Raw genomic sequence first — 14763 nt, 5'->3', positions numbered from 1 at the left:
CGTCTCGGGTTCGTTCGTCGTGGGGCCGGTCATCGCTGTCGGGACCATTCGCCGTCCAGCGCCCGTGCGATGCGGTTGGTGGCGAGGCCGGTCGCCGCGATCGCCAGTCCGGGCAGCGCGGTGAGCCACCAGGCGTTGGCCAGGTAGTTGCGCCCGTCGGAGATCAACGTGCCCCACTCCGGCGCCGGTGGGGGCGCCCCGTAGCCGAGGAAGCTGAGCGACGACACGGCGAGGATGGCGGCGCCGAACTCGAGGGTGGCGAGCACGACGACCGGGCCCGCCGCGTTGGGCAGGACGTGCCGGCCCAGCACCGAGTACCAGCGGGCTCCGCAGGAGCGCGACGCCTCGACGAAGACCGCCTGCCGCACCCGCAGCACCTCCGCGCGGGTCACCCGGGCGAAGCCGGCCACGCTGGCGATGCCGACCGCGACGGCCACCTTCACCGTTCCGTAGCCCAGCGCGGTGACCAGGGCCAGCGACAGGAACAGCGACGGGATCGACAGCAGTACGTCGACGAAGCGCATCAGCACGTCCTCGACCCAGCGGCCCACGAACCCGGCGACCAGGCCGATGAGGCCGCCGACCACGAACGCGAACCCCACCGCGATGAGAGTCGCCTTCAGCGACAGCTGCGCACCGTGCACCACCCGGGAGAACACGTCACGTCCCAGTTCGTCGGTGCCGAACCAGTGTCCGCCGCCGGGGCTGCGGAAGTTCTCCGCGGGCACCCCGTGCAGCGGGTCCTGCGAGGTGAACAGCCCTGGCCAGAACGCGGCCAGCACCACCAGCACCACTACCAGGACCGAGGCCAGCAGGCCGGGCCTGCGCAGCAGGAACAGCGGGAACCGTCGTGGTCCGGCTCCGCGCCCGGCACTCGCGGGGCCCGGCTCGGCACCGGGATCGACCGGCCGGGCCAGGCCGGCCAGGGCTTCGACGGGTCCCGCCGCTTCGGCAGCTCCCGCCGTTGCGGCCGTTCCGGCGGCTCCGGCGGTGGCATCGTCGGCAAGTGTCCGGCTCATGCGGGACGCACCTTCCTGCTCGCCGCCACCACGATCCGCGGGTCCAGCAGCGGGTAGACGAGATCGACGATCAGATTGGCCGCCACGAAGATCAGCGCCCCGAACACCACGACCCCCTGGACCAGCGGGATGTCCTGGACCGTGACCGCGGCGGCGGTCACCCGGCCCAGACCGTCGCGGGAGAACACCGTCTCGACGACGACCGAACCGGCGATCAGCTGACCGGCCAGCAGTCCGACGACCGTCAGAGCCGGCAACGAGGCGTTGCGCAGCGCGTGCCGCAGATGAATCCGCAGCCGGCCGGCGCCCTTGGCCCGGGCGGTCTCCACATAGGCCTGGTCCAGCGCCGTGAGCAGGCTCTTGGCCAGCACCTGCGCCACCAGGGCGCCGGTCGGGATCGCCAGCGTCACCGCGGGCAGCACCAGGCCACGCAGCCCGTCGTTGCCGAACGCGGGGAACAGCCTCGTCCGGAAGGAGAACAGCTCGACGAGCACCAGCCCGACCCAGAACGTCGGCACCGACACCCCCAGCGGTGGCAACGACAGCAGCAGCTGCCGCAACCACCGCTGGGTGGTGTGGGTCGCCAGGACCGCCAGGCCACCGCCGAGGACCACCGCGAGCAGCAGCGCAGCCCCGGTCAGCTGGAGGGTCTGCGGCAGCGCGTCGGCCAGCGTCGAGGTCACCGGCCGGCCGGTGGACACCGAGTCGCCGAAGTCGCCGCGCACCGCCCTGCCGAGATGGTCGGCGTACTGCGCGAGAACCGGTTTGTCGAAGCCGTACTCGTGCCGCAGCGCGGCGAGTTGGGCCGGATCGACCTGCCCCGTGTCCGCTCCCGCGCCGGCCATCGCCGAGACGGGGTCACCGGGCAGGTAGTCCAGCACGAGGAAGGACACCGTGTAGGCCGCCCACAGCACCCCGAGGGCCTGCGCGAGACGCTTGACCACGTAGAGACGCATGCCGGCCGCTACCCGATCCAGGTGTCGTGCAGCTGGATCCGGCTGGAGGCCTCGAAGGCGAGGTTGTGCACCTTCTTCGCCACCCCCAGCTGGGTCTGCAGCTCCACCACGGGTACGACATACGCGTTCGAAACAATCAACTGCTGTGCCTGGGTGACGAGTTGCTTGCGCTTCGCCGCATCCGTCGTCGCGGCCTGCTGGGTCAGCGCGGTGTCCAGCGCGGTGGCCGGCAGGTGGTAGAAGTTGGCCAGCTGGGTGGAGTACGAGCTGCGCAGGATGTCAGGGTCGGCCCGGGTCACGTTGCCCCACACCGCGTCGAAGTCACCGGACTGAAGGGTGGGGGAGAACTGGGCGATCTGGAGCTGCTTGAGCACCACCTCGACACCGACGGCCTTGAGCTGCTGCTGGATCAGTTCCAGCGCGGGCTGGTTGGTGGCCGCGTTGGCGAACCACTTGACGGTCAGGCTCAGCTTCTTGCCGCCCTTGACCCGGACGCCGTCGCTGCCCGCCTTCCAGCCGGCCGCGTCCAGGAGGGACTTCGCCTTGGCGGCGTCGAAGGCCAGGTCGGCGCCGAGGTCGGTGTAGTCCGGTGTGGTGTGCGCCAGGATGCTGGTCGCCGGCTCGGTGCCGGTCGGGAACACGGCGTCGACGATCTGCTGCCGGTCGATGGCGAACAGGATGGCCTGACGTACCTTCGCGTCCTTGAAGAGCGGCCGGGAGTTGTTGAGCCCCAGGTTGAACACCACGCCCGGGTTGGCCCGTGCCTGGAGGTTCACCGCACCGCCTTGGAGTGCCGCCTCGTTGGCCCGCCCGACGCTGCCGATCGCGTTGACCTGGCCGGACTGGAGGCTGCCGGTGCGCACGCCCGCCTCGGGCACCACCTTGAACACCAGCTTGTCCAGGTACGCCTCGCCCTGCTTGGTCCACAGCGAGGAACCCCAGGCGTACTCGGCGCGCTTGGCCAGGGTGATCGACTGGTTCTGCACGTAGCCGTCCAGCACGAACGGCCCGGATCCGACCACTCCCTTGCTGCACTTCTCCTGCGGGCTCTTGAGCACGCTCGCCGACGACTCGATGCCCAGCGAATGCGTGGCCGTGGCCTGGAGGAACTGCGCGTTGGGCTGCTTGAACTTCACCCGCACCGTGAGCGGGTCCACGGCGGTGGTGCTCTCCACACCGCTCAGGTATCCCTGGGCGAGCGTGCCCAGGGCGCCGAGCTCCGGCACCGCGTCGAAGTTGTCCTTGACCACCTGCCCGGTCAGCGGTGTCCCGTCGCTGAAGGTGACGCCTGATCTCAGGTGGAACGTGAACGTCGTGGTGTCCGAGCTGACGTCCCAGCTCTTCGCGAGCCACGGCACTGTCTTGCCGGTCTTGGGGTCCTGGTCGGTCAGGGAGTCCACGACCTGACGCAGTGAGTAGATGGTGTCGTTGCTGCCCACCTGCTGCGGATCCACGCAGCCGGCGTCGGAACCCACCGCGAAGGTCAGGGTGCCACCCGACTTCGGGCTGCCGCCCGCGCCGCTCGAGCCGCCGCTGTCGCCCGACGAGCAGGCGCTGAGCAGCAGGCTGCCGGTCACGAGTGCGGCGAGCGCCGCCCACCGGTGGGTACGGGAATCCGGATGCGCTGTCACGGGGAGGTTCTCCTACTCCAAGGTCACCGCGCACATGCCGGAGCGGAACGCGGCCATGGCGATGCGCGGAGGGTGCCGGCCACGCACGGGGCACGGACCGACACTGCTCAGAACTGTTCAGGGGGAGGGGGCGTCGATGACTGTGTCGACGGCCATGTCGATGACGGCGTGACCGCGCCGTGGGCGGGGGTCAGCCTGCGAGGTGGGGCGTGATCAGCCCTGACACAGACAGCTGGCGGAACGCTGCAGGTCGATGTGGCGTCGGCGCGAGAAGTTGGAGAACGGCGCCGCGGTCGCGCTCGAGGCACTCAGGTTGCCGCTGTGCCGCACGCTGGACCTCCACCTCTCAGGCCCCTGAACCGGAGCCACGCGCTTGCAGAGTCGGTGACCCTGCCGGGCTTTCACCTGGAGCACCCCACCGCGGAGGAGGGTTGCCGGTCAGCTAGCCAGGGCTTGACGCTGACACTCAATGCCGGGGTCGATCTTACGGAGCGCTGACATTATCCGTCAATATCGGCAGGAGAGTTGAACACCTCCGCCGCACCCGCCGTGACGGCGGGTGCGGCGGAGTGTGATGAGCGCGGGCCGCCCGTCCGGTGAGGGGGCGCCCGCGTAAGTGGCTACGGCTTGCGGGCGAGGCCGCCGTGCTCGGCGATGACGGCCGGGGCGGGGGCGGTTGCCTCCGGGCGCCAGAGGGGGACCGGGACGACCCCGGGCTCCAGGAGTTCCAGGCCGTCGAAGTACGCCGTGATCTCGTCGACGGAGCGCAGGTTGTACGGGACGGCGCCGCTCTCGTTGTAGGCGTCCTGGGCCGCTTCGAAGACCGGGTCGATGCCCCGCGAACCGTCGTTGACGGAAAGGTAGCTGCCGGACGGCAGGGCCGCCATCAGACCGGTGACGATGGAGCGGGCCTGGTCGTAGTCGGCGACGTGGCCCAGGATGTTGCTGAGGATGAGCGCGGTGGGACGGCTGAAGTCGAGCGTCTCGGCGGCGCTCGCCAGGATGCGCTCAGGCTCCAGCACATTGGCGTCGACATAGGAGGTCGCGCCCTCCGCGGTGGAGTAGAGCAGGGCGCGGGCGTGGGCCAGGACCAGCGGGTCGTTGTCCACGTAGACGATCCGGGTCTCGGGAGCGAGACGCTGGGCGACCTCATGGGTGTTCTCGGCGGTGGGCAGGCCGGTGCCGACGTCCAGGAACTGCCGTATGCCCGCCTCGGAGACCAGGTAGGTGATGTTGCGGCGCAGGAACGCGCGGCTGCTGCGGGCGATGGTGACGATGCCGGGGAACACGGCGGTGTAGGCGTCGCCGGCCTGCTCGTCGACGGGGTAGTTGTCCTTCCCGCCCAGCCAGTAGTTCCAGATGCGGGCCGAGTGCGGTACGGAGGTGTCGATCTTCTGATGTGCCGCTGGTCCGGGCGTGGTCACATGGTCGGTCATGAGGGGCGTCCGTCTTTCAGGCGAGGCGTGGGCAGTTCGAGCCACAACTTACGTCCCAACGACCCCGGTACGTACACCCGTTCACATTTTCGATGGGTTCGAACAGTGCCCTCACGGAAGATTCCCGGTTTACGCCCCCATGCGGGCCGGTGCGTCCGTACCGTCGCGCGAGCCGCCGCAGCTCTCCCGGGCCCCCCACCTCGCCCTGTGCGTACCGGTGGTGTCCGCCGTGCCGGTAGCGTGGCCGCCGTGACGGTGGGTACCCCCGAGACCCGGTTGGTCGTCCTGCGCGGCAACAGCGCCTCGGGCAAGTCGGCGGTGGCGGCCGGTCTGCGCGAGAGGTTCGGCCGGGGCCTGGCCCTGGTCGCGCAGGAGAACCTCCGCCGGATCGTGCTGCGCGAGCACGACCGGCCCGGCGCGGCGAACATCGGGGTGATCGAGGCCGTTGCCCGCCATGCCCTGGACGCGGGCATCCACGGCTCCGGTTCCGTGGCGTTCACCACGACGAACGGCAAGCACTCCCTCGCCGCAGACGTCAACGGCGACTGGGCCGGCGACCGGTGAAGATCATCGAGGTGGAGTTCCGCGGCAGGTAGCCGTCCGCCGGACGCGAGGCGGGCGAGGGCTCTCCGGGATCGGTGACCGTCGAGTCACCGAGCCCCCCGGAAGCCCCGCCCGTGGTCGTCCTCGCCGAAAGCCTGTTGAGATACCGGGCCGAGTTGGTAAGGGTCTGCCGGTATGGAGTTCTTCTGCTATCACCGTGATCGGCCCGCCTCCGCCGCCCTGCGCGACGAACTGCTGGAGAAGCACTGGTCCTACATGGACCGGTACGCGGAGCGGATGATCGCCCGGGGCCCGACCTTCGCCGCCGACGGCGACGCGCCCACCGGCAGCGTGCACATCGTCGACCTGCCGGATGCGGCCGCCGCCCGCGGGTTCGCCTTCGACGAGCCCAACTACCAGGCCGGCGTCTACCGGGACGTGCTGCTGCGCCGGTGGCGCAACATGCTGGGCCGCACCATGTGGGACTTCCCCGGTGGCCGCAGCGGCGGCGACCGGTACCTGGTGCTGGGCCTCGGCCCGGGAACGGACGACGGCCTCACCGTGCCGGCCGACCGGGACGAGCTGATCGCGTACGGGCCGCTGCTGTCCGACGACGGTGTCACCCGGGTGGGTACCGCGGTGCTGCTCAGGGCCCCCGACCCCGACTCGGCGCGCGCCGTCCTGGCCCCGCACCGGTACGCCGACGTCGAAGTCCACGACTGGCAGTTCGGCGGACGGCCGTCATGAACCCGGAGTCGCCCTTCGTCCGGCGCGAGGGAGTTCGCCCTGTTAGCGCCGGGTGAAGCCCGAGGCGGGTGGACGGCACGGCGTCCACCCGCCCTGGAGGCGACTACTCGCCCTTCGGCGCCGCCTGCTGCACCACCTCGAAGGACCACACCGAGGACCCGCTGGCCGCAGGCTTCGGACGGTCGCCGCCGCCCTGGTGGGCCGCCTTCATCGGGCCCTCCATCCACGCCTGGAACGACTCCTCGTCACGCCACCGCGTGTACACCAGGTAGTCGTCAGTCCCCTCGACGGGGCGGAGAAGCTCGAACCACTCGAAGCCGTCCGAGTTCTCGACGGCGTGGGCCCGTGCGGCGAACCGCTTCTCGAGGGTCTCCCGCTGTTCCGCCGGGACGGTCAGTACGTTGATCTTGACTACGCTCATGTTCCCATCCTGCCCTCCCGCGACGCCCGGGCGGCGGACCACCCCCTCCGTGAGGTCCGGCTCCGGCCCCGGCGGCCCCTTCTCTAGAATCTGGTCCAGACCAAACTCTTGACAGGGTTATTACTCACTTCTTAAATCACGTAGTGAACTAAGCCCCCGCCAGGGCTGGTTCGCACCCCCCACCCAATAGGCGCGGTCAGTGGCGAGCCGCCCGGCCGCGCCCACGGATGTCATGGCCATGTCGTGACAGCCGTCATGTGTCATGAAGGGAGAGCCATGGCCTCTCCGCGCCCCCGGCGCCTGCTGTTGTCGTTGGCCTCGCTCCTCGTCTTCGCGTCGCTGTCCACCGGGCCTGCGCTGGGCGTGTCCCCGTCCGCGGCGGAATCCTCCGCCCGCGCCGTCGCGGCGCCCCGGGCGGCCGCCGTCACGTTCGCCGAGGAGTTCGACGGGCCCGCCGGTTCCGCCGTGGACGGCGCCCGATGGCAGACCGAGACAGGTGACAACGTCAACAACCACGAGCGGCAGTACTACACCGCGGGCAACCGCAACGCCGCTCTGGACGGACAGGGCCATCTGATGATCACCGCCCGCCGGGAGAACCCGGGCAACTACCAGTGCTGGTACGGACGGTGTGAATACACATCCGCCCGGCTGAACACGGCCGGCAAGTTCACCACGACCCACGGCCGCGTCGAAGCCCGGATGAAGGTCCCGCGCGGGCAGGGCATGTGGCCCGCGTTCTGGATGCTGGGCAACGACATCGGCCAGGTCGGCTGGCCCGCCTCCGGCGAGATCGACGTCATGGAGAACGTGGGCTTCGAGCCGGCCACCGTCCACGGCACCCTGCACGGTCCGGGATACTCCGGCTCCGCGGGCATCGGGGCCGGGTACACCCTGCCCGGCGGGCAGGCGTTCGCCGACGCCTTCCACACCTTCGCCGTCGACTGGAGCCCGAACGCGATCACCTGGTCCGTCGACGGCACCGTCTACCAGCGGCGCACCCCCGCCGACCTCGGCGGACGGCAGTGGGTCTTCGACAAGCCCTTCTTCCTGATCCTCAATCTCGCGGTCGGCGGCTACTGGCCCGGAGACCCCGACGGCAGCACCGTCTTCCCCCAGCAGCTCCTGGTCGACTACGTCCGCGTGAGCACCGACACCGCCCAGCCGGGCGGCGCCGGCCCCATCACCGGCCTCGGCGGCAAGTGCGTGGACGTGGCCGGGGCCAACAGCGCCAACGGCACGGCCGTGCAGCTGTACGACTGCAACGGCACCGCCGCCCAGCAGTGGACGGTGGGCGCCGACGGCACGATCCGCGCGCTCGGCAAGTGCCTGGACGTCGCCTCGGGCGGCACGGCGGACGGCACCCCCGTCCAACTGTGGGACTGCAACGGCTCCGCGGCCCAGCAGTGGGCCGTCCCCGCCGCCCGGGACATCGTCAACCCGCAGGCGAACAAGTGCCTCGACGCCGCGGGCGGCAGCTCCGCCAACGGCACCCGGCTGCAGATCTGGACCTGTACCGGTGTCTCTCAGCAGAAATGGACGGTGACCCGATGACCAGGCGGTTCCCGCACAGCCGCGCGGCACGCGGCGCGCTGGGCGCGGCGTCCGCAGCCGCCCTGCTCACCGGCCTGACGGGCACACCGGCGAGCGGTGCCGCGGCGGCCGCCGGGCAGATCACCGGGATCGGCGGCCAGTGCGTCGACATCGCGGGCGCCGCCACGGCCAACGGCACGGCCGTGCAGCTGTACGACTGCAACGGCACCGCCGCCCAGCAGTGGACGGTGGGCGCCGACGGCACGATCCGCGCGCTCGGCAAGTGCCTGGACGTGACCTCGGGCGGCACCGCCGACGGAACGCGGACCCAGCTGTGGGACTGGGCAGCGCGGCCCAGCAGTGGAGGTTCACCCCGACCAGCGACGGCTTCGTGCGGATCGACAACCGCAACGACGCCCAGCAGGTCGTGGACGTGAGCGACGTGTCCACCGCCGACAACGCGGCCGTGTACGTGTGGACGTACGGCGGCGGCGCCGACCAGCAGTGGCAGGCCGTCGACGAGGGCGGTGGCGCCTACCACTTCGTCAACCGCAACAGCGGCAAGTGCCTCGACGTCCCGTCCGCCTCGACGGCCGGCAGCGTCCAGCTGGTCCAGTACACCTGCAACGGCACGGCCGCCCAGTGCGCTTCCAGAACATGGTGACGGTCTCGCTCGGCGGCACCGGAACCATCCGGCACGTCATCAACGACCGGGGTGGACCGTCCAACTCCACCACCCACGTGGCCAACCTGGTGAACTACCCGTGAGGTGAACCACCTACGAGCCGTCAGCTGCGGCGTGCTGCCCACGAGGTCGGAGCCACCACCCGCTTGAGCCGGCTGCCGGAGCATGACCGACCTCGCCCGCCCCGGAGAGCCTTTCGGGGCGGGCGAAGTCGGTGGTCGGTACTACTTGGTGAGCGGTGCCAGCTTGGGGTCGTTCGCGTAGGCCTCGGCCGCGTTCTCCTTCGTCACGATGACCGGCGGCAGGAGGTAGGACGGGACGACCTTCACGCCGTTGTCGTACGACTTGGTGTCGTTGATGGTCGGCTTGTCGCCCTTCTGGAGGGCCTTGACCATGTTGACGGTCTCCGCGACGAGCTTGCGGGTGTCCTTGTTGATGGTCGAGTACTGCTCGCCCGCCATGATCGACTTCACCGACTCGACCTCGGAGTCCTGGCCGGTGACGACCGGGACCGCCTTGCCGGCGCCCTTGACCGAGGTGAGGATCGCGCGGGCGAGGGTGTCGTTGGGGGACAGGACGCCGTCGAGGGTCTTCTTGCCGCCGTAGGCCGAGGTCAGCAGCGAGTCCATGCGCTGCTGGGCGTTCTCGGCCTTCCAGCCCTGGGTCGCGGTCTGCTTGATGTCGGTCTGCTTCGAGCCGACAACGATGTCGCCCTTGTCGATCAACGGCTTCAGCACCTCCATCGCGCCGTCGAAGAAGACCTTGGAGTTGTTGTCGTCCGGCGAGCCGGAGAACAGCTCGATCGTCCAGGGGCCCTTCGGCTTCTTCGCCTTCATGCCGTCGATCAGGGCCTGGCCCTGGAGCTGGCCGACCTTGAAGTTGTCGAAGGCGATGTAGTAGTCGACGTCGGGGGTGTTGGTGATGAGCCGGTCGTAGGCGATGACGGTGACGCCCTCGTCCTTGGCCTGCTTCACCTGGGTCGCCAGCTGCGAGGCGTCGGTCGCGCCGATGACGATGACCTTCGCGCCCTTGGTGACCATGGAGGAGATCTGCGCCTGCTGGTCGGCGACGGTGGTCGAGGCGCCCGCGTACTGGACGTCGGCCTTGAAGCCCGAGTCCTTCAGGCCGCTGGTGAACAGGTCACCGGCGAGCACCCAGTTCTCCGAGGTCTTGGCGGGCAGGGCGACGCCGATCAGGGAGTCCTTCGCGAAGCCCTTGCCGTCGGCGCTGTCGCTGCCGGTGGAGCCCTCGCGTTCGTTGGAGCAGGCCGTGCCCAGGGTGAGCAGGGCGACGGCGCCGACAGCGGCGATGCTTCTGATGACGGATGTGCGCATGGTGGAGTTGACCCCTTCGTACGGTGCTGGTTGCGGGAGTGCGGTGTGCCGTCGAGCGCGGCGGGGGCGGTGCGGACCCTGGGGTCAGCCCGCGATCTTGGCCTTGTCGGCGTCGGAGTCCGGGGCGCCCGGTGGAGCCGGGGCCGCCGGGTCGACCCGGCGGAACGGGCGCGTCAGCGCGCCGATGATGGAGAAGCGTCCCTGGCTCTTGTTGTAGACGTCGAAGGCGACGGCGAGCAGCAGGACCAGCCCCTTGATGATCTGGACCATGTCGGATCCGACGCCCTCCAGCTGGAGGCCGTTGTTGAGCAGTGCCATGACCAGACCGCCGACGATCGAGCCGCTGACGGTGCCCAGGCCGCCGGAGACCGCCGCGCCGCCGATGAACACGGCCGCGATGGCGTCCAGTTCCCAGCTCAGACCGTCCTGTGGCCCGGAGGCCGAGGAACGGGCGACGAAGATCATGCCGGCCAGTGCGGCCAGCACCGACATGTTCGTCATGACGAGGAAGTTGACCCGCCTGAGCTTCACACCGGACAGTTCGGCCGCTCGCGCGTTGCCGCCGACGGCGTAGATGTGCCGGCCGCCGATGGTGTTGCGGGTGTAGTGCGAGTACACGAGGACCAGGACGATCAAAATGATTCCGGAGATCGGCAGGCTGGTGCCGATCCGGCCGCCGGCGAAGCGGAGCGTCGCGAAGACGATCACGCCGAACATGACGGCCAGGCGGATGCCCGTGACCCACATCGGCGCCAGGTCGGCCTTCATCTCGCGGCGGGTCCGGCGCGCCGTCCACTCACGCCACAGCACGCCCGCGCAGGCGGCCGCACCGAGCAGCAGCGTCAGGTTGTTGTACCCGGTGTCCGGCCCGACCTCGGGCAGGAAGCCCGCGCCGATCTTGCGGAAGCCCTCGGGCACCGGAACCGTGTCGGCGTTGCCGATGTACTGGTTGCCGCCGCGGAACAGCAGCATCCCGGCGAGGGTCACGATGAAGGCCGGCACGCCGATGTAGGCGACCCAGAAGCCCTGCCAGGCCCCGATCGCCGCGCCGACGAGCAGGCCGAGCGCGATGCCGAGGGGCCACGGCAGGTCGTACTCCTGCATCGCCTTGGCGACGACGATGCCGGTGAACGCGGCGACGGAGCCGACCGACAGGTCGATGTGCCCGGCGACGATCACCATCAGCATCCCGATGGCCAGGATCAGGATGTAGGAGTACTGGCTGACGACCGCGATGAGGTTGCCGGACGTGAGCGTCAGGCCGTCGGTCCAGATCTGGAACAGCAGGACGATCGCCACCAGGGTGGAGATCATGCCGAACTGGCGGGCGTTGGAGGTCGTGCCTCCGAAGAGGTTCTTCTGAAGGTCGGTTATTCGGCTCATGGAGTGGGGCTCTTCTTGGTAGCGGTCATCTGCTTCATCAGGAGTTCCGGGTCGGCGTCGCCACGCGCCACATCGCCGGTGACGGTGCCCTCGAACACCGTGTAGATCCGGTCGCACAGGCCGATCAGCTCGGGCAGCTCGGAGGAGATGACGACGACCCCCTTGCCCTGGGCGACGAGCCGCTGGATGATCCCGTAGATCTCGAACTTGGCGCCCACGTCGATGCCGCGGGTCGGCTCGTCGAGGATCAGCAGGTCCGGGTCGGTGAACATCCACTTCGCGAGGACGACCTTCTGCTGGTTGCCGCCGGAGAGCTTGACGACACCCTCGTCGACGCTGGGGGTCTTGATCCGCAGGCTCTGGCGGTACTCCTCGGCGATCCGGTGCTCGCGCACCGGGTCGATGACGCGGCGCCGGGCGATCTTCGACAGCTTGGCGGCCACCATCGAGGTCTTGATGTCGTCCAGCAGGTTGAGGCCGATCGACTTGCGGTCCTCGCTGACGTAGGCCAGTCCGTGCCCGATGGCGTCCGACACGGTCTTCAGCCGGACCTCCTCGCCGTCCTTGAAGACCTGACCCGACAGCCAGGTGCCGTAGGAGCGGCCGAAGAGGCTCATCGCGAGTTCGGTGCGGCCCGCGCCCATGAGCCCCGCGAAGCCGACGATCTCCCCGCGGCGGACGTGGAACGTCGAGCCCTTGCACACCATCCGCTCGTCCGAACTGGGGTGCCGTACCGTCCAGTCGCGGACCTCGAAGAAGACCTCGCCGATGTCGGGCGTGCGGTCGGGGAAGCGGCTGTCGAGTTCCCGGCCGACCATGCCCCGCACGATGCGGTCCTCGTTGACGCCGTCGGCCCGTACGTCGAGGCTCTCGATGGTGCGGCCGTCACGCAGGATCGTGATGGTGTCGGCGACCGCCTCGATCTCGTTCAGCTTGTGCGAGATGATGATCGAGGTGATGCCCCGCTCGCGGAAGCCGCGCAGCAGGTCGAGCAGGTGCTGCGAATCGGCCTCGTTGAGGGCCGCGGTCGGCTCGTCGAGGATCAGCAGCCTCACGTCCTTCGCGAACGCCTTGGCGATCTCGACGAGCTGCTGCTTGCCGACGCCGATGTCCTTGATCAGGGTGTCCGGGTCCTCCCGGAGCCCGACCCGCTCCATCAGCTCCAGGGCGCGGCGCTGGGCCGTCTTCCAGTCGATGGCGCCGCGGCGGCGCGGCTCGTTCCCGAGGAAGAGGTTCTCGGTGATCGACATACCGGGCACCAGGGCCAGTTCCTGATGGATGATCGCGATACCGGCCTGCTCGCTGGCCCGGATGTCGTGGAACCGGACCTGCTCGCCGCGGTAGACGATCTGGCCGGTGTAGCTGCCGTGCGGGTGCACCCCGCTGAGCACCTTCATGAGGGTGGACTTGCCGGCGCCGTTCTCGCCGCAGATCGCGTGGATCTCGCCGTCCCGTACGACGAGGCTGACGTCGGCGAGCGCGGTGACGCCGGGGAAGGTCTTGGTGATCGACCGCATCTCCAGCAGGGTCGTCGCGGTGGGTGTCATGAGTGGTGCTCCCCACCGCCGGGAACGCGCTGAGGCGTACCCGACCCTTCGGGCCTGCGGCATTGCATGGACATCAACTTGCCTCCGATGGCACTGCCCTGTGCCTTCGTGTCCGAGATTTCGTCTGCGGGACCGGACACTAAATCCATTTGTTTTACTAAGTCAATGGGCTGCGGGAGATAGGTTGTAGGGGGAAACGAGAGAGGACCGTGCGTGCGGCAGGCAGGAACGAACCTTCCCAAGGTCGGGCGATACAACCGGGCCGTCGTCCTGGACCAGGTCCAGCTCGCCGACGGCATCAGCCGGGTCGAGATCGCCCAGCACACGGGGCTCACCCCGCAGACGGTCTCGGGCATCGTGCGGCGTCTGCTCGACGAGGGCATTGTGCGGGAGGACGGCGCGAGCAGGGTGTCCAGCGGCGGGAAGCCCCGCACCACCCTGCGGATCAACGCCGAGGCGGGCAACGCGGTCGGCCTCCACTTCGATCCCGTGGAGCTCAGCTGCACCGTGGTCGACCTGCTCGGCCGGCCGCTGGTCGTCAAGAAACGCCCCACCGACCCCGGCACCGACCCTGCCCAGGTCGTCAAGGACATGGCGGACCTGGTCGCCGACGTGCTGGCCGAGACGGGCGTCGCCCGCGACAAGGTCCTCGGGCTGGGCCTCGCCACCCCCGGGCCGATCGACCTCGAGGCGGGCGCGATCGTCGGCGCTCCCCAGCTCGCCCGCTGGACGCGCGTGCCGGTGCAGCGCATGCTGAGCGAGGCGACCGGCCTGCCGGTGACCCTCGACAACGACGCCACCGCCGCCGCGGTCGGCGAACGCTGGTCGGGCAAGGGCAAGGGCGTCGCGGACTTCGCCTACTTCTTCTTCGGCACCGGCATCGGCGGCGGCCTCATCCTCAACCACCAGGTGTACCGGGGCGGTTCACTCAACGCGGGCGAGTTCGGGCACTCCTCCGTGCTGCCGGACGGCCCGGAGTGCTACTGCGGCAACCGGGGCTGCCTGGAACGGCTCGTGAACCCCACGGCGATCGTCGCCGAGGTGCACCGCAGGCTCGCCGCGGGACCCCGTCCGGACAGTGCGCTGGCGAAGCTGTTCGCCGAACATCCCGAAGCGGTCGACCACGCCGCCATCGGGGTGGCCGCGGCGGCCGGCGACCCGGTCGCGGCGGCGGTCATCGACGAGACGGCGGAACATGTGGCCTCGGTCGCGGTCGACATCGCCAACTTCATAGACGTGGACCTGATCGTCCTCGGCGGCCACGGCATCCAGCACCTCGAGTCGCGGTACGTCGAGGTCGTCGCCGCCGCGCTGGCCAGCCGGCCGTTGTCCCGCCACATCCGGGTCGTCGAGGTGGAGGCGTCCTGGCTCGGCACGGACGCGGCGGTGGTGGGCAGCGCGGCCCTCGTCCTGCACGCCACGTACTCCCCGCAGCTGTCGGCCCTGCTGGGCACGGCCGGGGCCCCCGGCGGGATGCGCTAGCCGGGCCCCGCGCGCCTTGCCGGGGCCGGGTGGCGGGCGCAGGCTG

13 protein-coding genes, 2 pseudogenes and 1 riboswitch are annotated in these 14763 nt (G+C 69.9%); of the genes and pseudogenes, 6 read left to right on the top strand and 9 right to left on the bottom strand.

The features are described from left to right. Positions 1-29: 29 nt before the first annotated feature. The 5 genes from ACFWBD_RS21900 to ACFWBD_RS21880 all read right to left on the bottom strand — a co-directional run bounded on the left by ACFWBD_RS21900 (position 30) and on the right by ACFWBD_RS21880 (position 5042). The gene (locus tag ACFWBD_RS21900) at positions 30-1019 is read right to left on the bottom strand and encodes an ABC transporter permease (protein ID WP_385669114.1); all 990 of its coding nucleotides are present in this window, start codon (positions 1017-1019) and stop codon (positions 30-32) included. Continuing rightward, on the bottom strand, positions 1016-1975 hold the full coding sequence (locus ACFWBD_RS21895) for an ABC transporter permease (protein WP_385669111.1): 960 nt from the start codon (positions 1973-1975) through the stop codon (positions 1016-1018). The genes ACFWBD_RS21900 and ACFWBD_RS21895 overlap by 4 nt, the downstream gene beginning before the upstream one ends. An 8-nt stretch (positions 1976-1983) precedes the next feature. Then, the gene (locus ACFWBD_RS21890; RefSeq protein ID WP_385669108.1) at positions 1984-3606 is read right to left on the bottom strand and encodes an ABC transporter substrate-binding protein; all 1623 of its coding nucleotides are present in this window, start codon (positions 3604-3606) and stop codon (positions 1984-1986) included. Positions 3607-3819: 213 nt separating this feature from the next. Further along, complete coding sequence (locus tag ACFWBD_RS21885; protein ID WP_385669105.1) at positions 3820-3936, bottom strand: putative leader peptide; 117 nt, start codon at positions 3934-3936, stop codon at positions 3820-3822. 34 nt (positions 3937-3970) lie between these two features. Then, positions 3971-4080: riboswitch (SAM riboswitch) on the bottom strand. Positions 4081-4226: 146 nt separating this feature from the next. Further along, the gene (locus tag ACFWBD_RS21880; protein ID WP_385669102.1) at positions 4227-5042 is read right to left on the bottom strand and encodes an SAM-dependent methyltransferase; all 816 of its coding nucleotides are present in this window, start codon (positions 5040-5042) and stop codon (positions 4227-4229) included. Positions 5043-5282: 240 nt separating this feature from the next. Between ACFWBD_RS21880 and ACFWBD_RS21875 the strand changes: the two are divergent. Continuing rightward, positions 5283-5519 (top strand): annotated as a pseudogene (locus ACFWBD_RS21875) (kinase); the annotation flags it as partial. A 261-nt stretch (positions 5520-5780) separates the two neighbouring features. Continuing rightward, complete coding sequence (locus tag ACFWBD_RS21870; protein WP_385669099.1) at positions 5781-6332, top strand: YciI family protein; 552 nt, start codon at positions 5781-5783, stop codon at positions 6330-6332. Between the two features lie 103 nt (positions 6333-6435). On the opposite strand, the gene ACFWBD_RS21865 is transcribed toward ACFWBD_RS21870, so the two are convergent. Next, positions 6436-6753, bottom strand: a complete 318-nt coding sequence (locus ACFWBD_RS21865; protein ID WP_385669096.1) for an antibiotic biosynthesis monooxygenase family protein — start codon at positions 6751-6753, stop codon at positions 6436-6438. 276 nt (positions 6754-7029) lie between these two features. Between ACFWBD_RS21865 and ACFWBD_RS21860 the strand changes: the two genes are divergently transcribed. From ACFWBD_RS21860 to ACFWBD_RS21850, 3 genes and pseudogenes are all read left to right on the top strand, one after another. Beyond that, on the top strand, positions 7030-8307 hold the full coding sequence (locus tag ACFWBD_RS21860; RefSeq protein ID WP_385669093.1) for a ricin-type beta-trefoil lectin domain protein: 1278 nt from the start codon (positions 7030-7032) through the stop codon (positions 8305-8307). Next, positions 8289-8723: a ricin-type beta-trefoil lectin domain protein gene (locus tag ACFWBD_RS21855; RefSeq protein WP_385669090.1), complete on the top strand. Its 435-nt coding sequence runs from the start codon at positions 8289-8291 to the stop codon at positions 8721-8723. Before ACFWBD_RS21860 ends, ACFWBD_RS21855 begins: the two co-directional genes overlap by 19 nt. Continuing rightward, positions 8636-8929 (top strand): annotated as a pseudogene (locus ACFWBD_RS21850) (RICIN domain-containing protein); the annotation flags it as partial. The gene ACFWBD_RS21855 and the pseudogene ACFWBD_RS21850, both read left to right, overlap by 88 nt. A gap of 266 nt (positions 8930-9195) precedes the next feature. Here ACFWBD_RS21850 and ACFWBD_RS21845 read toward each other — a convergent pair. The 3 genes from ACFWBD_RS21845 to mmsA form a co-directional block, all read right to left on the bottom strand. Next, positions 9196-10305: a substrate-binding domain-containing protein gene (locus tag ACFWBD_RS21845; RefSeq protein ID WP_385669087.1), complete on the bottom strand. Its 1110-nt coding sequence runs from the start codon at positions 10303-10305 to the stop codon at positions 9196-9198. A gap of 84 nt (positions 10306-10389) precedes the next feature. Further along, positions 10390-11688, bottom strand: coding sequence for a multiple monosaccharide ABC transporter permease (mmsB, locus tag ACFWBD_RS21840; protein WP_385669084.1), 1299 nt, complete (start codon positions 11686-11688; stop codon positions 10390-10392). After that, positions 11685-13235 carry a multiple monosaccharide ABC transporter ATP-binding protein gene (mmsA, locus tag ACFWBD_RS21835; protein ID WP_385669082.1) on the bottom strand — a complete coding sequence of 517 codons (1551 nt, stop codon included), beginning with the start codon at positions 13233-13235 and terminating at the stop codon, positions 11685-11687. Before mmsA ends, mmsB begins: the two co-directional genes overlap by 4 nt. Before the next feature lie 213 nt (positions 13236-13448). Between mmsA and ACFWBD_RS21830 the strand changes: the two genes are divergently transcribed. After that, positions 13449-14717, top strand: a complete 1269-nt coding sequence (locus ACFWBD_RS21830; RefSeq protein ID WP_385669079.1) for an ROK family protein — start codon at positions 13449-13451, stop codon at positions 14715-14717. The last annotated feature ends 46 nt before the right edge of the window (positions 14718-14763 follow it).

The sequence above is a fragment of the Streptomyces sp. NPDC060002 genome (assembly GCF_042737245.1).
GTDB lineage: Bacteria > Actinomycetota > Actinomycetes > Streptomycetales > Streptomycetaceae > Streptomyces.
Note: the sequence above shows the minus strand (reverse complement) of the source record. Positions and strands in the feature narration are given on the sequence as shown.